The 20402-nt window shown below is 69.7% G+C and carries 21 protein-coding genes; 11 read left to right on the top strand and 10 right to left on the bottom strand.

The genetic code is table 11. The features are described from left to right. Window position 1: 1 nt before the first annotated feature. From FD678_RS20060 to FD678_RS20040, 5 genes are all read right to left on the bottom strand, one after another. The gene (locus FD678_RS20060; protein ID WP_140728018.1) at window positions 2–1399 is read right to left on the bottom strand and encodes a hypothetical protein; all 1398 of its coding nucleotides are present in this window, start codon (window positions 1397–1399) and stop codon (window positions 2–4) included. A 704-nt stretch (window positions 1400–2103) separates the two neighbouring features. Continuing rightward, entirely contained in the window at window positions 2104–2499 is a 396-nt protein-coding gene (locus FD678_RS20055) for a hypothetical protein (protein ID WP_140728017.1), read from the bottom strand. Then, on the bottom strand, window positions 2450–3157 hold the full coding sequence (locus FD678_RS20050) for a peptidoglycan recognition protein family protein (RefSeq protein WP_140728016.1): 708 nt from the start codon (window positions 3155–3157) through the stop codon (window positions 2450–2452). Before FD678_RS20050 ends, FD678_RS20055 begins: the two co-directional genes overlap by 50 nt. Further along, on the bottom strand, window positions 3154–3720 hold the full coding sequence (locus FD678_RS20505; RefSeq protein WP_218569898.1) for a PAAR domain-containing protein: 567 nt from the start codon (window positions 3718–3720) through the stop codon (window positions 3154–3156). Before FD678_RS20505 ends, FD678_RS20050 begins: the two co-directional genes overlap by 4 nt. A gap of 99 nt (window positions 3721–3819) precedes the next feature. Further along, window positions 3820–4677 (bottom strand): M15 family metallopeptidase, encoded by an 858-nt coding sequence (locus FD678_RS20040; protein ID WP_140728015.1) that lies wholly within the window; start codon window positions 4675–4677, stop codon window positions 3820–3822. Between the two features lie 195 nt (window positions 4678–4872). Here FD678_RS20040 and FD678_RS20345 point away from each other — a divergent pair, with 195 nt between their 5' ends. From FD678_RS20345 to lpxO, 6 genes are all read left to right on the top strand, one after another. Then, window positions 4873–5628 (top strand): hypothetical protein, encoded by a 756-nt coding sequence (locus FD678_RS20345; RefSeq protein ID WP_177497933.1) that lies wholly within the window; start codon window positions 4873–4875, stop codon window positions 5626–5628. Window positions 5629–5653: 25 nt separating this feature from the next. Beyond that, window positions 5654–6865, top strand: a complete 1212-nt coding sequence (gene bioF, locus FD678_RS20025; RefSeq protein WP_140728012.1) for an 8-amino-7-oxononanoate synthase — start codon at window positions 5654–5656, stop codon at window positions 6863–6865. Window positions 6866–6973: 108 nt separating this feature from the next. Beyond that, complete coding sequence (gene bioH / locus FD678_RS20020) at window positions 6974–7735, top strand: pimeloyl-ACP methyl ester esterase BioH (RefSeq protein ID WP_140728011.1); 762 nt, start codon at window positions 6974–6976, stop codon at window positions 7733–7735. Between the two features lie 67 nt (window positions 7736–7802). Continuing rightward, window positions 7803–8585, top strand: a complete 783-nt coding sequence (locus FD678_RS20015; protein WP_140728010.1) for an SDR family oxidoreductase — start codon at window positions 7803–7805, stop codon at window positions 8583–8585. Window positions 8586–8642: 57 nt separating this feature from the next. Next, window positions 8643–9530, top strand: coding sequence for a malonyl-ACP O-methyltransferase BioC (bioC, locus tag FD678_RS20010; RefSeq protein WP_140728009.1), 888 nt, complete (start codon window positions 8643–8645; stop codon window positions 9528–9530). A gap of 96 nt (window positions 9531–9626) precedes the next feature. Beyond that, window positions 9627–10529, top strand: coding sequence for a lipid A hydroxylase LpxO (gene lpxO, locus FD678_RS20005; protein ID WP_256661983.1), 903 nt, complete (start codon window positions 9627–9629; stop codon window positions 10527–10529). Here lpxO and FD678_RS20000 read toward each other — a convergent pair. The 4 genes from FD678_RS20000 to FD678_RS19985 all read right to left on the bottom strand — a co-directional run bounded on the left by FD678_RS20000 (window position 10516) and on the right by FD678_RS19985 (window position 14242). Continuing rightward, window positions 10516–12033 (bottom strand): ArnT family glycosyltransferase, encoded by a 1518-nt coding sequence (locus FD678_RS20000; protein ID WP_140728007.1) that lies wholly within the window; start codon window positions 12031–12033, stop codon window positions 10516–10518. The two genes, lpxO and FD678_RS20000, sit on opposite strands and share 14 nt — an antisense overlap. 76 nt (window positions 12034–12109) lie before the next feature. Then, window positions 12110–12526, bottom strand: a complete 417-nt coding sequence (locus tag FD678_RS19995) for a ketosteroid isomerase-related protein (protein ID WP_140728006.1) — start codon at window positions 12524–12526, stop codon at window positions 12110–12112. A 160-nt stretch (window positions 12527–12686) separates the two neighbouring features. Continuing rightward, window positions 12687–13295 (bottom strand): YdcF family protein, encoded by a 609-nt coding sequence (locus tag FD678_RS19990; protein ID WP_218569897.1) that lies wholly within the window; start codon window positions 13293–13295, stop codon window positions 12687–12689. After that, entirely contained in the window at window positions 13292–14242 is a 951-nt protein-coding gene (locus tag FD678_RS19985) for a pyridoxal-phosphate dependent enzyme (protein WP_218569896.1), read from the bottom strand. Before FD678_RS19985 ends, FD678_RS19990 begins: the two co-directional genes overlap by 4 nt. Before the next feature lie 174 nt (window positions 14243–14416). Between FD678_RS19985 and FD678_RS20500 the strand changes: the two genes are divergently transcribed. The 3 genes from FD678_RS20500 (at window position 14417) to FD678_RS19970 (ending at window position 17970) form a co-directional block, all read left to right on the top strand. Further along, a complete protein-coding gene (locus tag FD678_RS20500) occupies window positions 14417–14824 on the top strand; it encodes a hypothetical protein (protein WP_218569895.1) in 408 nt (135 codons plus the stop codon). Between the two features lie 587 nt (window positions 14825–15411). Continuing rightward, complete coding sequence (mnmG, locus tag FD678_RS19975; RefSeq protein WP_140728003.1) at window positions 15412–17295, top strand: tRNA uridine-5-carboxymethylaminomethyl(34) synthesis enzyme MnmG; 1884 nt, start codon at window positions 15412–15414, stop codon at window positions 17293–17295. Window positions 17296–17442: 147 nt separating this feature from the next. Continuing rightward, window positions 17443–17970 carry a DUF4142 domain-containing protein gene (locus FD678_RS19970; RefSeq protein WP_140728002.1) on the top strand — a complete coding sequence of 176 codons (528 nt, stop codon included), beginning with the start codon at window positions 17443–17445 and terminating at the stop codon, window positions 17968–17970. A 5-nt stretch (window positions 17971–17975) separates the two neighbouring features. Here the strand turns inward: FD678_RS19970 and pcaD are convergent, their stop codons facing one another. Beyond that, on the bottom strand, window positions 17976–18761 hold the full coding sequence (gene pcaD, locus FD678_RS19965) for a 3-oxoadipate enol-lactonase (protein ID WP_140728001.1): 786 nt from the start codon (window positions 18759–18761) through the stop codon (window positions 17976–17978). A 252-nt stretch (window positions 18762–19013) separates the two neighbouring features. Here pcaD and FD678_RS19960 point away from each other — a divergent pair, with 252 nt between their 5' ends. Together FD678_RS19960 and FD678_RS19955 are read left to right on the top strand one after the other, a co-directional pair. Beyond that, complete coding sequence (locus FD678_RS19960; RefSeq protein ID WP_140728000.1) at window positions 19014–19559, top strand: gamma carbonic anhydrase family protein; 546 nt, start codon at window positions 19014–19016, stop codon at window positions 19557–19559. Continuing rightward, window positions 19556–20401 (top strand): AAA family ATPase, encoded by an 846-nt coding sequence (locus tag FD678_RS19955; RefSeq protein ID WP_140727999.1) that lies wholly within the window; start codon window positions 19556–19558, stop codon window positions 20399–20401. The genes FD678_RS19960 and FD678_RS19955 overlap by 4 nt, the downstream gene beginning before the upstream one ends. The last annotated feature ends 1 nt before the right edge of the window (window position 20402 follow it).

Raw genomic sequence — 20402 nt, 5'->3', positions numbered from 1 at the left:
GTTAGGCGGCCTCGGCCTGCTCGGGCCGGACGTGCGTTTCGGGGGAAGAATAAGGGTGGAGGACGGTCGCCCAGCGACTGTCCGGATGATCGACGCCCAGCACCAGCACGGCACCGCCGGTCTGCTGCTGGCGGGCGTGCGCGATGGCCAGCAGGGCCAGCGGCGAGGCCAGTTCGATCGCGCCGGTGCTCGCCGGCAGCGACAGGCATTGGCTGGGGATGTCCAGATCGGGACACAGCGAGTGCGCCACCTGCCCGGCCTCGGCCGCCTGTTCGGCCTGCGCGCCGGCGTCGCTGACCACGAAATCCACCGCCTGGGCGTCCAGCGCGATGGCCTCCAGCACCTCGCCGGCCAGCTGCACGCCCAGGCGCGCGCGCTGCAGCACGCTGGCGCGCGCCGCGACCGGCGCGCGCAGCGGCCGCCACAAGCGCGCATGCGGTGCCCCGGCGGGAGCGGCCGCGGCATTGGCGAGCAGCACGCCGGCCGCGGCCTCGCCCGGGACACGGCCGTCGGGATGGCGGTTCCGGTACAGCTTTCCCTGCAGTTGCCAGCGTTCGATCACGTCCGGGTCGATCGCCGAATAGGCCGACAGCAGCAGGTGCCAACGCGGCACGCCGGCATCCTCGTCGGCCAGGCGCTGCAGTCGCTCCCACACGCGGTTGGCGTCGTAGGCCGGCACCACCTCCACGGCGTAACGCCGCGGGTCGACGCCGGCGTCGGCCAGCTGCTGCGACAGCCAATCGTGCAGTGCCGCGCGCAGCGGCTCGTGCATTTCCGGCTCGACCAGGCATTCGACCGACAACGTGCGCTCCACCGCCATGGGCCGCTGCTGGCGCCAACCGGCCACGACCCGCTCTTCCGCCTCCGGCAGCGATGGCAACGCTTGCAGCACCTGCAGCAGCAACTCGTCCAGTACCGGCTCGAGCAATGCCATGGCACGGCGCAGGCGCGGTGCCGCCGCATGGTCCGGCGGCAGCGCCGATGGATCGGGCAGGTCGGCCACGTAGCCGGCGAACACCGGCAAGCCGTCATGGTCCTTCAAGCGCGGATGCAATCCCGGGCGGGGTGCGGCCACCGGTTGCGACAACAGCACGGGCACGTCCAGGCCATCCGGCAGGCGCAGCGCAGAGCCCAATACGGCCAGGCCGGTCGCCGCGGGCGTGGCATCGCCGGCGGCAGGATTGGGCGTGGCGCGCGCCGGCTCGCCCTCGCCCTCTCCTTCGGCGATCCGCGCAGCCGCGCGCTCGGCCGCACGCGTGGCCATCGAGCGCACCATCCAGCCACCGCCGAGCAGGCCGGCCGGGAGCAGGCCCAGCATGCCCAGGATCTCCATGCCGCCGGGCGTACTGCCGCTCTGGCGCCAGTACGCGATCGTGCCGGCCCAGGTAAGGCCGAACACCAAGACGACCGAAGCAGCCCTGCGTATAAAAGCGGACATGATGATCAAAAGCGCCTGTCAGGGTGCTGGAGGGCAGCCGGGCACGATGCAGCGTTCGGCACGAATGATGAACAAGCCCCCTTCATCTTGCATTTCCCGGTGCGACCGGTGAGCCGAACAGACGATGACAGGTCGCCGCTGTGATCGCGCCAGGCGTCCGCGGAACTTGAACCACCTGCAAACCATCGTCCATGTGCCTTATACAGAACTTACCATTGTAGTTACGAGTACCGTACTTCCCCACCTGGGGCGACCTAATGCTAAAAGAGTAGGGCCACTCATCCTTCAAGCCAGCAGGTTGGACCGTGTCGACATAACCGGGCGGCAGTCGATGGGATGCCAAACATTCGCCAGGCCCAAGCCGCAAAGGGGGGTTCCCGACATCCAGGACTATTTGCCATGAAATTACGCCCCGGTGATCGCCTTCCTCGCCGCCCGAAATGATTCCCGCAGCATCAATATCCACAGAATCTCCCTCATCCCTGGGAATGCATGCAAGTACTGTCTCGCCTTCGGCTCGGATATCCAGCGACCTTGCACCCTTAGAAGTAGCACATGTTGACCCTGTCGAAAGCAGAAGCGCCAGTGCAATGCCCATGCGCGATGTGCGGGCAATCGTAACCTTCCTGTGAATGAAACCAGACATTCTCAGTCCCGATTCTTCTTCATTCACCGCTCATCGCATCGGGTGGCAACAGAACGAGAGAACGGCACTCGTTCGCCACGCACCCCCAATAACGCACTTCGCCCGCAGCCTTCCATTGGGCCATGCCTCCACCATTAATTTCGTAGTCCCATACGCGACCTCCAACCTGGAGCTTGCCGGTGATGGAGCACTCCACCTGATAAAACTCCTCATACGGACTTTCCTTGTACGAATTGCTTAACTGGAAGAAGCGCTTCACATCAAGCTTGGAAAGCGACCAGCCGCCGCAAGCCTTCTGCAAGGAATCGCCTTCGCGTCCGGTGTAACTAGGCGCATTGACTTCAAGGACCTCGACCCCCCCATTTTCATGGGACTGGCTTGCCAGGCTGCACGAGAGAAGCAGCCCCGACAGCATCAATGCTGTAAAGCCCTTCCCCTTCTCCTGAAGTCTTGTATGAAATCTTGTCGTGTTCATAGATGTCACTATCCTGGACCCCATACTCCGCTTTGAGAACAGAGATCACATGTCGGATCGATTTCGATTGTTCCGCTGTCGGCGCCTCCCACTTGGAACCGTCGTGATCTGCAACCACTTCAATCCCGACGCTGTCCTCGTTCATTGGATAGCGCGAGGGGTAGTCCTTCACCTTTTCGTGGTCATGCACTTTTGTCGGCGCCCATCCCCACGACTTGATCAACTTCGCTTCATCGGCTGGGCAGGCACCGCCCTCATAACAGCGTGATTTTATTTTCCCGACGTGATGAGTCTTCTTAAGCAAACTCGCGGTTTGATAGACAGTCCCGTCCTTGTCGACTATGAAGTGTGTACCGATACCCTTTTCGAATGACTGCAAGGGCGACGCCAGCGTTTTCGAATCGGTGCGATGGAGCACAATGGCCTTTGGTCCATCCATGCTCCCTTTTTCCAGTGCAGGAATCTTCTTCAGAACAAAACCGGCGTTTTGGACATACCCGTTCTCGTCGACGTATGTTTCAACGTCGATTGTGGCTCTTTCAGCTTGTTCGACTGGCGTCGTAGTCGCCTGCCCTACGGGAACGGATTTTGTGCTCATGTCGCCTGCTCCTCCAATAACTCAACACGGAGTACCTGAGGGAGCTCGGTCGCCACCAAATGTGTTCTTCCCCCGTCATCCGTTACACCCTCCTCGACTCCCCCGTCTTCACGAAGAATTCGATATTGCCGATTTGCAAGAGGTTTTCCCGTCAGCTTTGACTTGAGAATAAATCCCTCGTCGTATTGACCTTGCTGGATCGCCGCGCCGGCCGTCGCGACGGAAGCCACCGCGGCCGCGGCCGCCGCTGTACTCGAACCGCCCTTTCCGGCGCCGCCGCCACTGCCTCCACCGCCGCCGCCCGAGTCGACCGTGGCGACCATCTGCGAGGAGATCAGGGTGCCGCCGCAGGCGGTCTTGTCGCCATGGCGGGCCACCGGGCTACCGTCGATGAGCAAGCTGCCGTCCCCGCTGACGATGGAGGTCTGGCCGTGCTTGCTGCACACCACGCGGTCGCCCACGCGGGCCACCTGCTTGCCGGCCACGTCGGTCGCGCCCGAGCCGGAAACGACGCTGCCGCCGTGGTCGAGGCGGTCGCCCACAAGAATGAAGGGTCGTGACATCGGCAATGCTCCTTGTTCGAATCTCCCCGGCCATCCATCGCCAGCCTGAGTCACGGCGATCCGGTGAGGCGTAAACGATACCAGCCCACCCGGGCCACTTCACCCCTGGGCCTGCCCGGCGCGCCGCGCGGCGCGGGCGGCCCGGCAGGCCGAAGCCATTTCCACGTGGACGTAGTCCTTGATGCTGCGCCAGTCGCCGCCCCACTCCAGGCCGGCTTGGCGGGCGAGCTCGCCATACAGGTGATAGCCCCGGCGGGTCCATTCGTCGCCCATGTCCCATTGCAGCCGCCCGTCCCGGATCGGCGCGCTGTCGACCGCCAGGCCGTACTGGTGGCAGCTCTGCCAGGCGCCGGCCCGGGTCGCCTTGCCGGCCCCCATCAGCTCGGCCTGGCGCTCGGGGCTGCGGTAGCCCTCGACCAGCACCATCTCGTAGCCGTACTGGCGGCGCATGACCTCGTAGATGGCCAGCACCCGCTGCTGCAGCGCCGGGTCGATGCGCTCCCAGCGCCGGTCGGCGGTCACGACCTCGGGGCGTTCGCGCCGGATCTCGGCGGTGGTGAACACCTCCGGCGGCGGCGGCGGTGGCGGCACCAGGCGTTCCCCGCGCAGCAGCTGGGCGATCATGGTGCGCGACTCGGACAGGTCCTCGCCCTGGAAGTCCTCCAGCACCACATGGCGGCGCAGCGACAGGATCAGCAGCGGCGGCACGACCAGCAGCAACACCGCCGCCACCAGCACCCAGCGATGCCGGGACACCGAATCGCCCAGGTCGCCCACCGCCGTCGCGACGCCCGCCGTGCGACGGCCAGGACGCGGTCGCCGCCAGCCGTCCAGGCGCGCCCGTACGCGCCGCAGCGCCTCCGACACGCGCTCGGCCAAGCCCGGAAACAGCAACCATGCGCATAGCGCCGCGAACGCCAGCACGAACGCGACCGCCATCAAGACCACCCCGACCATCCTTACCCGCCCGGCTCCTTTGGTTGACGCCCCCAAACCAGCCAATAGAATGCGGAAGGTTCGGGCATCGGTCCGACAATCCCCTTCTGCAAGGGCTGGAAGCGCTTGAATAATGGCGGAATGAATCGTCCAAGTCTCCTCTCGGGGAACTCGACCGGCACCGGCCCGGGCGCTCCCAGCCGGATTCTTGCGGACATGGAAGGTCGCTCGGTCGAACGCACCGCGCCGGCCGAGGCCGTCGCGCGGATGCGCCAGGCCTCCTGGCGGCTGCCTGCGCTGGCGGCCGGCGTGGTGTTGGTCCTGCTCGCGATCTGGTGGTGGAGCCGCAGCGGCGTGCCCTCCCATGACGACGCGCCCGCGGCCTTCGCCGCGCCCTCGGCCGCCGCTCCCAAGGCGCCTGCACCGACCCCGGAGGCCGGCGGCGCGATGATCGTCGATGCGCCCGAGGCAGCCCCGGCGGCCCCGCACGCGGGAACGGCGAACGCGCCCGCCGCGACGCCTGCGGCCGCCGGCCCGGGCGCGGCGCCGGCCTCGCAGGCGCCTGCTTCGGCGTCCGTCGCGGCCCCCGCCGCCGCATCGGCCACGGCCAGCACGACCGGCAAGCCACGCGCGCAGGCATCCAGCCGTACCGACGGCGCCCAGGCCCGCCGCACCGGTGCCAAGGACGAGGAAGACCTGCTCGGCACGCTGATCGGCATCATCAAGCAGAAGCCCGGCGAGTCGCAGCCCGAGTCGATGGACGCGCTGATCGCGCGCATCCAGGCCGAGAACAACGCCGAGGCGGCCAACCGCAAGGCGTTCGACACCATCGACCAGAGCGCCTCCACCCAGTCCAACATCCAGGTGCAGCTGCGCCGCTGCCCGGCCGCCAATACCGCGCAAGGCCTGGAGTGCCGGCGCAAGATCTGCGCGAAGATGGCGGGCAAGGATCCCGCCTGCCCGGCACGCTGACGCCATCCGTCCCCAGGAACCTCCCGTGGCCCGACCCGACCTGCACGAACGCATCCATGCGCTGCGTGCGCAGCGCGCGGCCCAGCAGCGGATCCGGGTGCGCCGCGCGATCGGGCGCCGCGACGGCGTGCGCCTGGAGGTCGACGGGCGCTGGCTGACCGGGTTCTGCTCCAACGACTATCTCGGGCTCGCGCAGCAGTTCGAGGTGGTGGCCGCGCTGCAGGACGCCGCCGCGCGCGAAGGGGCCGGCTCCACCGCATCGCACCTGGTCTGCGGCCACCATGCGCTGCACGAGGCCCTGGAACGCGAGATCGCCGACTGGCTCGGTTACCCGAGCGCGCTGCTGTTCGGCAGCGGCTTCATCGCCAACCTCGCCGTGCAGCAGGCGCTGCTGAGCGACGAGGACGACGTGTGCGTGCAGGACCGGCTCAACCACGCCAGCCTGCTCGATGCCACCCGGCTGGCCGGCGCGCGCCTGCGCCGCTACCCCCACCTGGACGCCGAAGGCGCGATGCGCCAGCTCAAGGGCGCCGCCGAGGGCGCGGCGATGCTGGCCAGCGACGGGGTGTTCAGCATGGACGGCGACATCGCGCCGCTGCGCTCGCTGAGCCTGGTGGCGCGCATGCAGCAGGCGCTGTTCTACGTCGACGACGCGCACGGCGTGGGGGTGCTCGGCCCGCAGGGCCGCGGCAGCGTCGCCGAAGCCGGATTGGGCGTGCAGGAAGTGCCTTTGCAACTGGCCACGCTCGGCAAGGCGCTGGGCGGCTACGGCGCCGTGGTGGTCGGCGAGGAGACCTTGGTGCGGCACCTGGCCGAGACCGCACGCCCCTACATCTACACCACCGCCTTGCCGCCAGCGCAGGCGGCCGCGTCGCTGGCGGCGACCCGGCTGGCGCGCCGCGACGAGTGGCGCCGCGAGAAGCTCCGCGCGCTGATCGCCGCGTTCCGCGAAGGCGCGCGCCGCCATGGCCTGGAGTTGATGGCCTCCGATACCCCGATCCAACCGCTGCTGTGCGGCGACGAATCCACGACGATGGCCATGTCGGCCGTGCTGGAGAAGGCCGGCTTCCTGGTCGGCGCGATCCGCCCGCCGACGGTGCCGGAAGGCAAGGCACGGTTGCGCATCACGCTCTCGGCCCTGCACACGCCGGCGCAGGTCGAAGCGCTGGTGGAGGCCACCGCGCGGGCACGCGACGAGGTGCGACAGCCGCGGCAGGTGGCCGCGCTTGGCGGCTGATGGCCGCGGAAGCGGCATGCTGCGCCCCTTCATCCGCCCTCCCGGATCTTCTCCCGCGAGGGAAGAGGTGATCCGGCGCGGCTCTCGATCTATCCCGGAACGACCACGATGCATATCGAAACCATCGGCCAAGGCCCGGCACTGGTGCTGATCCACGGCTGGGCCCTGCACGGGGGCGTGTTCGCCCCGCTGGCCGAGCGACTCTCCCCGCACTTCGAACTGCACCTGGTGGACCTGCCCGGCCATGGCCACAGCCGCGACGATGCCACGGCGTTGTCGCTGCCGTTCGTGGTGCACGACATCGCCGCGGCCACGCCGCCGGCGGTGTGGCTGGGATGGTCGCTGGGCGGCCTGTTCGCGTTGCAGGCGGCGGCCACGCTGCCGCAGGTGCAGGGCCTGGCGATGATCGCGGCCACGCCGCGCTTCGTGCGCGGCGAAGCGTGGCCGGACGCGGTCGAACCGAGCGTGTTCGAGCAGTTCGGCCGCGATCTCGCGCAGGACTATCGCGGCACGCTGGAACGCTTCCTGGCCCTGGACACGCTCGGCTCAGAACATGGCCGTGCCGAACTGCGCACGCTCAAGGACATGCTGGTCGCGCGCGGCGAGCCGGCCCCGCGCGCGCTGCAGGAAGGGCTCCGCCTGCTCGAACGCAGCGACCTGCGGCGCGCCCTGCCCGGCCTGCGCAAGCCGAGCCTGTGGATCGCCGGGCAGCGCGACCGGCTGGTACCGGCGCGCGGCATGCAGGCCGCGGCCGCGCTGGCGCCGGGCGCGCAGGCGATCACGATTGCCGGTGGCGGCCACGCGCCGTTCCTCGGCCATGTCGACCAGGTGGCGGAGGCGGTGCGAGGCTTCGCCGCCGCGCTGTACTGAACTTTGTGGGAGGGACCGAGGTCCCTCCCACAACGAAGCTTCCCTGTTCATCACGAGGAACGACATCATGGATCTTGGGATCGCCGGCCGATGGGCGCTGGTGTGCGGCGCCAGCAAGGGCCTGGGACTGGGCTGCGCCCGCGCGCTCGCCGCCGAGGGCGTCAACCTGGCGATCGTCGCGCGCCATGCGGAGGACCTCGCCATCGCCGCCGCCGGCTTGCGCGAACTCCCCGGCGCACGCGAGGTGCGCACCGTCGCCGCCGACATCGCCAGCGAGGCCGGGCGCGCCGCGGCGCTGGCCGCCTGCCCGCGCGTGGACATCCTGGTCAACAACGCTGGCGGCCCGCCGCCCGGCGATTTCCGCGACTGGCGGCGCGAGGACTGGCTGGCCGCGATCGAGGCCAACATGCTCGCGCCGATCGAGCTGATCCGCGCCACCGTGGATGCGATGCAGGCGCGCGGTTTCGGCCGCATCGTCAACATCACCTCCAGCGCGGTGAAGGCGCCGATCGACATCCTCGGGCTCTCCAACGGCGCGCGCGCCGGCCTGACCGGCTTCGTCGCCGGACTGGCACGCAAGACCGTCGCCCACAACGTCACGATCAACAACCTGCTGCCCGGTTCGTTCGACACCCAGCGGTTGCACGCCACGCTGGTCGCGCGCGCCCGGGCGCAGGACCTGAGCCTGGAGGACGCCACCCACCAGGCGCAGGCGAAGATCCCGGCGGGCCGCTTCGGGCGCCCGGACGAGTTCGGCGCCGCCTGCGCGTTCCTGTGCAGCGCGCAGGCCGGCTACATCACCGGGCAGAACCTGCTGATCGACGGCGGCACGTATCCCGGCACGTTCTGAGGGGCCGCCACGCAAGGCTCGCGCCGGTGCCGGCAAACGCGCGACAATAAGCCGGCAATGACCCCGACCTTCGATTCCCGCCACGTCCGCCGCGCGTTCTCGCGCGCCGCCGGCAGCTACGATGCCGCCGCCGCCCTCCAGCACGAAGTGGAAAAGCGCCTGCTCGAGTCGCTCGACTACCTCGACGGGCGCACGCCGCAGGTCGTGCTCGACGTCGGCGCCGGCACCGGGCATGCCACCGCCACGATGAAGAAGCGCTGGCCGAAGGCGCAGGTGATCGCCATGGACATGGCATTGCCGATGCTGCACGAGGCGAAGAAGCAGGCCGGCTGGTGGAAGCCGTTCGCGCGCGTGTGCGCGGATGCACGCGCGCTGCCGGTCGCCGACGGCAGCGTCGACGTGATCTTCTCCAACCTGTGCCTGCAATGGGTCGAGGACCTGCCGGCGGTGTTCGCCGGGTTCCGGCGCGCGCTCAAGCCGGGCGGCCTGCTGCTGTGCTCCACCTTCGGCCCGGACACGCTGGTCGAACTGCACGAGGCGTTCTCGCAAGTCGACCCGGTCCCGCACGTCAGCCGCTTCGCGCCGATCGCGCAGTTCGGCGACGCGCTGATGCTGTCCGGCTTCCGCGACCCGGTGCTGGACCGCGACCTGTTCACGCTGACCTACGACGACCTGCCGGCGCTGATGCGCGAGCTGCGCGCGATGGGCGCCACCAATGCGCTCAGCGCGCGCCGCGGCACGCTGACCGGCAAGGGCCGCTTCGCCGCCGCCGCTGCCGCCTACGAGCCGCTGCGCCGGTCCGACGGCAAGCTGCCGAGCAGCTGGGAGGTCATCTACGCCCACGCCTGGGCGCCCGACCCCGGCGCCCCGATCCGCGAGCGCGGGCAGGACGTCGCCTCGGTACCGGTCGGCTCGATCCCGATCCGGCGCCGTCCGCGCGACTGAGCGTTCCCGGCCGGGCGGCAGTCAGCCAGCCGCCGCCGGAAGGACTAGAATCGCCCGGCTGGCGCCTCCGCGCCCCTCCATCGGTTCCCCTGCATGATCAAGTGGCTCATCATCGCGCTGTTCCTCGCGTCGGCGCTCTACATCCATTTCCGCGGCCGCGTGCGGCACCGGCTGAGCCGGCAATTGCTGGACCACTCCACCTTCATGGCGCCGATCAACGCGCTGATGTACCTGTGCTCGCGGGTGCCGACCACGCCGTTCATCGATCCCGGCAAGGAATTCCCCGAGCTGGCGCCGCTGCGCGAGCAATGGACGGCCATCCGCGACGAGGCGGTCGCGCTGGCCGAACTGAAGAAGATCAAGGCCGCCGACGGCTATACCGACGTCGGCTTCAACTCGTTCTTCCGCCGCGGCTGGAAGCGCTTCTACCTGAAGTGGTACGGCACCGCGCATCCGTCCGCGGCCGAGCTGTGCCCGCGCACCACCGCGCTGCTCGCCTCGATCCCGACGGTCAAGGCGGCGATGTTCGCCGAGCTGCCGCCGGGCAGCGAACTGCGCCCGCACCGCGACCCGTTCGCCGGCTCGATGCGCCTGCACCTGGGCCTGGCCACGCCGAACGACGACCGTTGCTTCATCGAAGTGGACGGCCAGCGCCACAGCTGGCGCGACGGCGAATGGACCATGTTCGACGAGACCTACATCCACCACGCGCGCAACGACACCGACCGCGACCGCATCATCCTGTTCTGCGACATCGAGCGGCCGATGCGCTGGCGCTGGGCGCAGGCGCTGAACCGCGCGGTCGGCAAGACCCTGCTCGCCGCGGGCGCCTCGCCCAACCAGGACGGCGACAAGACCGGCGGCATCAACCGCCTGTTCCGATACTTCTACGCGGTGCGGCTCAAGGCCAAGGCGCTGAAGGAACGCAACAATCCGCTCTACCAGACGCTGAAGTGGGGCATCTTCGCGCTCGTCGTGGTGGCGATCATCTACCTGTGATCGCCTCCGGGCGTTCCGGCTTGCGCACGACCTCGAAGAACAGCCGGCCGTAGTACGGCCGGCCCAGCGCGCGGGCATCGTAGCCGCGCGCATGCAGCGCCGCCAGCACCTGGGGCCAGTCCTGCCGCTTGCAGATCCACAGCTGGTCCGGCTCGTGTTCGGCCAGCTCGTGGTCCAGGTCCGAGTCGTATTCCGGATTGAAGCGCCCCCGCGGCGGCCATGGCGCCAGCGAGATTTTCTCGACCTCGGCATCCAGTTCCAGGCGCAGGCCGTAGCGCGCCATGTCCTGCACGAACACCACCTCGCGCAACGGTGCCGGATGGATGCGCCGGATTTCCCGCGCCCAGGCCGCCGAGTCCTTGTGCGTGGGCATCCACGCCACCGCCAGCTTCAGCCCGAGCAGCAGCGCGCCCCAGGCGAACAGCCAGCGCCAGCGCGGCAACGTCCGCCCGTCGTGCTCGCGCTGCACCGCCACCAGCAGCGCCAGCGGCGCGAACAGCGGCAACAGGTACAACGGCAGGCGCGAGCGCGCCAGGCAGAACACCGCCAGCGGCAACAGCCACCACAGCGCCAGCAACAACCGCGCCGCCTCGCGCTCGCGCAGCCGACGGTCGCGCCATGCGTCGCGCGCCAGCCGCGGCAACGCGCGGACGGCGCGCAGCAGCGGCCAGGTCCACGGCAGCGTACCCAGCAGCAACGTGGGCAGGTAGATCTTCAGCCAGCCATACCATTCGCCGTTGCGGCCGAAGTCGTCGGTGGCGATGCGGCCGACCACCTCGTCGCCGGCCAGGTAATGCAGCAATCCCGGCGTATCCAGCACCACCGCGACATACCACGGCAGCGCCAGCAGCACGAACACGGCCAGGCCCGAAACCTGCAGGGTGCGACGCCTCGGCCCGGGCATCAGCGCGTTGTAGACCAGCATCACCGCCAGCGGCAGCAAACCGGGCGGCCCCTTGGTCAGGAAGGCCAGGGCCAGGCCGGCCCACATCAGCGCGGTCCAGGCCCGGCCATGCACGGGCGAAGGCGCCGTGCGCGCGCGGACGAAGGCCCACATCGCCAGCGTTTCCCACAAGGCCAGCAGGTAATCGGTGGTGATCTGCTGGGACGCCGCGAACGGCATCAGCATCGTGGCATAGATCGCCGCGGCGGCCAGTGCCAGCGGTCGACGCCCGGGGAACAGCGCGCGCGCCAGCGCGAACACCAGCCCGATGCAGCCCAGATAGGCCAGCGCCGCGGGCAGCCGCGCCGCCCATGGCCGCTCGCCGAACGCACCGACGCTGGCGGCGATCGCCCAGTAGGTCAGCGGCGGCTTGGTCCAGTGCCCGGTCTCGTGATTGCGGCGCGGCGTCAGCCAGTCGCCGCTGTGCAGCATGTTCAGGCCGACGTTGGTATAGCGCCCTTCGTCGGGCTCCCAGATGCCGCGCGCGCCGAGAAAGGCCAACGCGAGCAGGCACGACAGCACGGCCAGCGTCGCGACCGGTGAGCGCAGGGACAGGCGCATGCGGGGTTCGGCAGGGGGAGCCGCATGCGACCGTAGCCGCCGCCGGGTCGGAGAATTGTCGAGGACGCCGGTGCCGCTACGCCGCGGCGGAGACCTGCTCGATCCAGTCCTGCAGGTTGTAGTAGTTGGTCACGCGGGCGATGCGGCCATCGCGGACGTCGAAGAACGCCCCGCCGGGCAGCACGTAGCGCTGGCCGCGCGCCTCCGGCAGGCCCTCGTCGGTACGGTGGTACTGGCCATGCACGACGTATTCGGCGCCGACCCGCGTGCCATCCGCGTTCGCCATCAGCGCGATGTCGCGCAGCTGCTCGCTGTAGCAGGCATTCATCCGCGCGAGGAAGGCCGAGAACGCCGCCCGGCCGGTCTCGCGCGGCCCCTGGTTGAGATCGTGCGCCACGTCGTCGGCGAGGCAATCGAGCATGCCGTTCCAGTCGCCGCGGTTGAAGGCGTCGTAGTAGCGCTGCACCAGTTCGAGGGCGGCTTGCCGGGTCATTGTCGGGAGCATTCCGGGGAGAACCGCCATCATAGTGGCGATCCAGGAACCGTGCACACGCGCTCTCCCGCCTCCAACGATGCGACCGGAGCAGACGCCACTTCAGTAAAGGGGCGCGCCGGAGGGGATTGGAAGCCGCGCCATCCCCGCGGTTGCGATCTCAGGCGGCGCGAAAGAACAGGTCCCGGTGGAAGAAGTAGACCTCCTGCAGCAGGAACCGCCAGCTGGTATGGAAGCTGCGGAAGCGCGTGCTCGGCGTGGACGAGGCGAGCGCGTCGATGCCCAGCTCGCGGCACAGCCGCAACGCGCGCGCCATGTGCAGCGGGTCGCTGACGATGATCGCGCGGTGCATGCCGTGCGCCTGCATCAGCGCGCGCGCCTGTTCCAGGTTCTGGCGCGTGGTGCGCGACACCGTCTCGATCAGGATGTCCTGCTGCGGCACGTCGTGGCGCAGCGCATAGCGGCGCGCCACCTGCGATTCGGAGAAGCGCGCGCCGCTGCCGCCGAATCCGCCGGTGAAGATCAGCTTGGGCGCATAACCGGCGCGGTACAGGTCCAGGCCGTGGCGGATGCGTTCCTCGAACACCGGCGAGGGGCGCGCGTCGTAGGCGGCCGCGCCGAGCACGATCACCACGTCGGCCTGCGCCGCCTGGTCGCGCTCGCCCACCCACACGATCCAGACCGCGACGCCCAGCAGCCACAGCATCGCCAGGACCAGCAGGCGCCACAGCCAGCCCCAGGGCCCGAGCCGCTTGCGTGCTGCCCTCACGCCGCGGCCGCCCATGGCAAGGCGTCGAGGTCGACGTTGCCCCCCGACAGCACCAACCCGACGCGGCGCCCGGCGAAGCGTTCGGGCGCCGACAGCACCGCCGCCAGCGCGATCGCGGAGGACGGCTCCACCACCTGCTTGAGCACCTGCCAGAGCAGGCGCATCGCCTGGACCGTATCGGCATCGGCGACGGTGACCACCTCGGCCCCGGCCGCCTGCAGGATCGAGAAATTGGGCCCGCCGAGCGTCCCGCGCAGGCCGTCGCAGACGGTATCGGGCACGAAATCGATGCGCCGCTCGCCCGCCGCCAGCGAGCGCGCGGTATCCGCCGCACCGGCCGGTTCGGCCAGCACGAGCTCGCACCCGGGGGCGGCGCCGCGCAGCGCCAGCGCAGCGCCCGAGGCCAGCCCGCCGCCGCCGACGGGCACCACCAGCACGTCCAGGCCATCGGCCTGGCCCAGCAATTCCAGCGTGGCGGTGCCCTGTCCGGCGATCACGGCCGCATCGGTGTACGGATGCACCAGGCAGGCGCCGGTATTGGCCTGGACCTCGGCGCAGGTGCGCTCGCGCGCGGCGATCGACGGCTCGCACCGCCACAGCGTCGCGCCGTGGCGGACGATATTGCTCAGCTTGGCCGCGACCGCGCCGTCCGGCACCACCACGTGGCAACCGATGCCGCGGGTGCGCGCCGCCAGCGCCAGCGCCGCGCCATGGTTGCCGGACGAATGGGTGACCACGCCCCGCGCGGCCCGTGCCTCGTCCAGCGACCACACCGCGTTGCAGGCGCCGCGGAACTTGAACGCCCCGCCGCGCTGCAGGTGCTCGGCCTTGAAGTGCAGCCGCGCCCCGCTGAGCGCGTCCAGGGCCCGTGATCGCAGTACCGGCGTGACCTCCGCATGGGGGGCGATGCGCGCCGCCGCCAGCAGCACGTCGGTGAAACCAGGCAATCCGGGTTCGATCATCCGCCAAGGTTAACGTATCGTCCCCGGACGCCAGGAGCCCGGCGCGGCGCCCGCCGCCACCGGGCGACATGAAACATTCATCGCGACAACGGGAAGTTAAGGACGGATTCAATGCGTTACGCCGACATTGGCAGCATGCCCAAGAGGAGGGGTCCACCAATGAAAACCCGCATGCTCCTGGCCGCCGGGATGCTGGCCCTCCTCGGCGGCTGCGCGACCTACGACTACACCGGCGGCGCCAGCGGCGGCTACTACCGCGGCACGCCGAGCGTGCAATACCGCTATCCGCCGGGCTACTACGGCGGTTACTACGGTGGCTACGGCCCGTACTACGGCCCCGGCTGGATAGGCCTGTACGACTATCCGGCCTATCCGGGCCGCTACTACTACCGGCCGCCGCCGGTCCGCCGCCCGCCGTCGGGCAATGCCGGCCCGCGGCCGCCGCGCCCTTCGCAACCGGCCCCGCCGCGTCCGAGCGTGCCGCGGCAGTCGTCGCCCTCGCCCTGGCGCGACCTGAACCGGATCAAGCAGCCGGGCCGATCGGGAGTGCGGACCCAGGAACCATAACTTTCGGGACTTGCGACGACAGCCACAATTCGTGTTGCGGAAAAGCTTGCTTTTGATCGGCGCTTGGCGCGAAGCTACGCCTCGGTCGTGACGCGACGCGTCGCATTCTGACGCGAGCCGTTACACAGCCGTTTCAATGTCGATGTCCGACAGGGAAATCTGGATCCCCCCTGTTCCGGCCCTGTCGGATATCGGCGCCTACAACGCGAAGCCCCGGCCCTGCCGGGGCTTCGTCTTTGGGTTTCCCGCTCCGGCGGAATCCCGGCCCCATGCCCCTGGTGCGCGGGATTTCCCTCCGGATCCGCGCAATGGCCATACGGGCTTGCGAAGGATTCGCGCCAAAGAAAAAGGGCCGGCAGTCCCCCGACTACCGGCCCCGTGCTACCCCGGGGTGCGCATGGCTGGCCCCTGTTCCAATTCCAGCCGTTTACGCCATGCAGGCGCAGTGCCACACCAGGTGCAATCGGGTTATCTGCACGAAGCATGCCAGCTTGAGGGTGCGTTGCTTAAAATGCGAACCAGCGCCCAGAAATCCCCTCCCCCGCGGCCGGGCCGCGGCCCCTCCGTCCACCTCCGTACCGTTTGCCATGACCCGCTCCTTCCATCGCCATGACGTGATCGTGATCGGCGGCGGCCATGCCGGCACCGAAGCCGCGCTGGCGGCCGCGCGTGCCGGCGCGCGCACGCTGCTGCTGACCCACAACATCGAGACCGTCGGCGCGATGAGCTGCAATCCGGCGATCGGCGGCATCGGCAAGGGCCACCTGGTCAAGGAGATCGATGCCCTGGGCGGGGCCATGGCGCACGCGGCCGACCTGGCCGGCATCCAGTGGCGCACCCTCAACGCCTCCAAGGGCCCGGCGGTGCGCGCCACCCGCTGCCAGGCCGACCGCGCGCTGTACCGCGCCGCGATCCGCCGCATCGTCGAGGCGCAGCCGAACCTGACCGTGTTCCAGGCCGCGGTCGACGACCTGGTCATCGAGGGCGACGCGGTGCGCGGGGCGATCACCCAGACCGGCCTGCGCTTCGAGGCCGGCGCGGTGGTGCTGACCGCCGGCACCTTCCTGGCCGGCAAGATCCACATCGGCCAGACCCAGTACACCGCCGGGCGCATGGGCGATCCGCCGGCCACGACCCTGGCCGCGCGCCTGCGCGAACGCCCGTTCGCGATCGACCGGCTCAAGACCGGCACGCCACCGCGCATCGACGGCCGCACCCTCGACTACGCGGTGATGGAGGAACAGCCGGGCGACGACCCGCTGCCGGTGATGTCGTTCCTCGGCCAGGTCGCCGAGCATCCGCGCCAGGTCAGTTGCTGGATCACGCATACCTCCGAGCGCACCCACGAGATCATCCGCGGCGCGCTCGACCGCTCGCCGCTGTACACCGGCCAGATCGAGGGCATCGGCCCGCGCTACTGCCCGTCGATCGAGGACAAGGTGGTGCGCTTCGCCGAGAAGACCAGCCACCAGATCTTCGTCGAGCCGGAAGGGCTGGACGTGGTCGAGATCTATCCGAACGGCATCTCCACTTCGCTGCCGTTCGACGTGCAGCTGGAACTGGTGCGCTCGATCCGCGGCTTCGAGCAGGCGCACATCACCCGGCCGGGCTACGCGATCGAGTACGACTTCTTCGATCCGCGCGGGCTGAAGGCGACGCTGGAGACCAAGCTGGTCGAGGGCCTGTTCTTCGCCGGCCAGATCAACGGCACCACCGGCTACGAGGAAGCCGCCGCGCAGGGACTGCTGGCCGGGCTCAACGCGGCGCGCTTCGTGCAAGGCCGCGACGGCTGGTCGCCGCGTCGCGACGAGGCCTACCTGGGCGTGCTGGTGGACGACCTGATCACCCACGGCACCACCGAGCCGTATCGCATGTTCACCAGCCGCGCCGAATACCGGTTGCAGCTGCGCGAGGACAATGCCGACGTGCGCCTGACCGCGGCCGGCCGCGAACTGGGCGTGGTCGACGACCGCCGCTGGGCCGCATTCCAGGCCAAGCAGGAAGCGGTCGAGCGCGAGAGCCAGCGCCTGCGCGCGCTGTGGGCGACGCCCGGCAACGCGCTCGGCCGCGAGGTCGAGGCGACGCTGGGCGTGGCGGTCAGCCGCGAGACCAACGTGCTCGACCTGATCAAGCGCCCGGAGCTGGACTACGCCAAGCTGATGACGGTGCCCTCGCTCGGCCCCGGCGTGGACGACGCCAAGGTCGCCGAGCAGGTCGAGATCAGCGTGAAGTACGCCGGCTACCTCGATCGCCAGCGCGACGAGATCGCGCGCCAGCAACGCCACGAGGCCACGCCGATCCCGGAGGGTTTCGACTACGCCGGCGTGCGCGGGCTCTCGGCGGAAGTGCAGCAGAAGCTGGAACGCGTGCGCCCGCAGACCATCGGCCAGGCCCAGCGCATCCCCGGCATGACGCCGGCGGCGATCTCGCTGCTGCTGGTGCACCTGGAACGCGCGCGGCGCGTGGCGTAGCGCGCCCGTCCACGCGGCGGCTCGACGCGATCCTCACGGCACCGGCGGGTGCGCCGGCCCTCCCTTGAAGCGGACTGCACGCCGCCCGGACGCGGGAATCACGATCCGCCGGGCACGCTGGCCCCACCTTACACCGGAGGGGCCGCCATGCCTGCCCGTACTCTCGCCAGCACGCTGTTCGTTCTCCTCGCCATGGCCGGAAGCGGCGCGGCGCAATCCCCTTCCAGCGCCCGCGGCGCGGCGCTCGATCAATCCGCCGCGCTCGGCGTCCTGAGCGCCATCAACACCTCGGAGATCGACGCCGGCAACCTGGCGTTGCAGAAGCAGGTCACCGGCCCGGTGCGCGAATACGCGACCCGCATGGTCAAGGAACACGGCGAGAACAACCGCAAGGTGGCGCTGCTCGAACCGGACCTCGCGGCCGCGCCGGCCAAGGCGCAGATGGCGAAGGGCCAGCAGGAGCTGGCCACGTTGAAGACGCTCGACGGGGCGGCCTTCGCGCAAGCCTATGTCGCGGCGATGGTGAAGGACCACACCGAAGCGCTACGGGCGCTGGACACCCAGCTCATCCCCGCGGCGTCGACGCCCGCGGTCGTCACGCACCTGCAGACGACGCGGCACCATGTCGCCGACCATCTCGAGGCGGCCAAGCGGCTCCAGAGCGGGGACAGGTAGGCGCGTCAGGCGCCGGCCTGCAGGAAGTCCTGCAGCACCCGGTTGAAGTCCTGCGGCGATTCCAGGTTGCACAGGTGCCGCCCACGGACCTTGCAGAAGTGGCCCGCGGCCACGTTGTTGGCGACGTACTGCAGTTCGTGCGGCGGACACACCGGATCGTCGTCGCCGGCGATGGCCAGCAAGGGCGCGGCGATGCCTGGCAGCGCGTGGCGGAAGTCGGCCTGGGCGACCGCGTGGCAACCGCCGATGTAGCCCTCGCGCGAGGTCTCCAGGAAGCTGGTGACGACCTCGTCGATCACCAGCGGATGGGCGGCGATGAAGCCCGGGGAGAACCAGCGCTGCACGGTGCCGTCCACCAGCGCGGTGAGCCCGTCCTGCTGCACCTGCCGGATCCGCTGCGCCCAGGTCTCCGCCGTGCCGATCTTGGCCGCGGTAGAGCAGACCACCAGCCGCTGCAAGCGCGCGCCGGCGTTCAGGCCCAGCCATTGCCCGGTCAGGCCGCCGATCGACAGGCCGCAGAAATGCGAGCGTTCCACGCCGAGCGCATCCCATAGCGCCAGCACGTCGCGCCCCAGGTCGGCGACCTCGTAGGGCCCGGGCGACGTGTCGGACTGGCCGTGCCCGCGCCGGTCGTAGCGCAAGACCCGATAGTGCGGCGCCAATGCCTCCACCTGCGGATCCCACATGTGCAGGTCGGTGCCGAGCGAATTGCAGAACGTCAGCCATGGCGCATCGTCGCGCCCCTCGATGCGGTAGTGCAGGCGATGGGTGGGCAACTCGATCAGCGGCATGGGCGGGACTCCGTGGGCAGGAAGCGACGTGCCGAACAGAGACCAGGAACGCAACCGAAGCCTGTCCGGAAAGCGAAGCATGCCGGACGAGGAGTTAGAAGCGCGTGGCCGGCCTTGGCAACCGTGCACGCCGTCGCTGTTTCCGCCGCTCGCGCGAACCGCGCGACGGCGATGCGCATGCCAGGCGTTCCACAAAGCGCCCGCGCATGCCGGTTATCATCACGCCGTACCGCCCCGTATCCGGAGAACGCCGTGCCCTCGATCCGCCCCTTCCTCGACAAGGTCCCGCGACTCGGCGCGCGCGTCTACGTCGACGATGCCGCCACCGTGATCGGCGACGTGGTGCTGGGCGAGGACGTCTCGGTGTGGCCGGGCACGGTGATCCGCGGCGACGTCAACCACGTGCGCATCGGCGCGCGCAGCAACCTCCAGGACGGCACCATCGTCCACGTCAGCCACCACAGCCCCTACAACAAGGCCGGCCATCCGACCCTGGTCGGCGAAGGCGTCACCATCGGCCACGGCTGCATCATCCATGCCTGCACGATCGGGGACTACAGCCTGATCGGCATGGGCGCGTGCATCCTCGACGGCGCCGTCGTGGAGAAGCACGGCTTCGTCGGCGCCGGCGCGGTGGTCGGGCCCGGCAAGGTGGTGCGCTCGGGCGAGCTGTGGCTGGGCAACCCGGCGCGGCCGGCGCGGCAGCTGTCCGACCAGGAGATCGAGAGCCTGCACTACTCGGCCGACCACTACGTGCGGTTGAAGGACAAGTACCTCGGCATGGAGGCCGCGCGATGAGGTTCGAAGGCACCGCGCGCTACGTCGCCACGCCGGAGCTGATGCAGGCGGTCAACGCCGCGATCGCGCTGCAGCGCCCGCTGCTGGTCAAGGGCGAGCCCGGCACCGGCAAGACCCTGCTCGCCGAGGAGGTGGCGGCCGCGCTCGACGCGCCGCTGCTGACCTGGCACGTGAAGTCCACCACCAAGGCGCAGCAAGGCCTGTACGAATACGATGCGGTCAGCCGCCTGCGCGACTCGCAACTGGGCGATCCGCGCGTGCACGACATCGCCCACTACATCCGCAAGGGCAAGCTGTGGGAAGCGTTCGAGAGCGAACGCCGCGCGGTGCTGCTGATCGACGAGATCGACAAGGCCGACATCGAGTTCCCCAACGACCTGCTGCACGAACTGGACCGCATGGCCTTCGACGTCTACGAGACCGGCCAGAGCGTCGTCGCGCGGCACCGTCCGGTGATCCTGATCACCTCCAACAACGAGAAGGAACTGCCGGACGCGTTCCTGCGCCGCTGCTTCTTCCACTACATCGCGTTCCCGGACGAAGCCACGCTGCGGCGCATCGTCGACGTGCACTTCCCCTCGATCGACCGCACGCTGGTGTCGCGCGCGCTGCGCGCCTTCTTCGAGTTGCGCGAGGTGCCCGGCCTGAAGAAGAAGCCCTCGACCTCCGAGCTGATCGACTGGCTGCGCCTGCTGATGGCCGACGAACTCGCCGCGCGCCAGCTGGCCGACGCCGAGCCCTCCAAGGCGCTGCCGCCGCTGGCCGGCGCGCTGGTCAAGAGCGAGCAGGACGTGCAGCTGCTGGAGAGACTGATGTTCCTGCACCGGCGACAAGGGCGCTGAA

Source organism: Pseudomonas sp. Hp2 (assembly GCF_006386585.1).
In the GTDB taxonomy this organism is placed as follows: Bacteria; Pseudomonadota; Gammaproteobacteria; order Xanthomonadales; family Xanthomonadaceae; genus Pseudomonas_S; species Pseudomonas_S boreopolis.
This window is presented reverse-complemented; position numbering and strand designations above follow the sequence as displayed.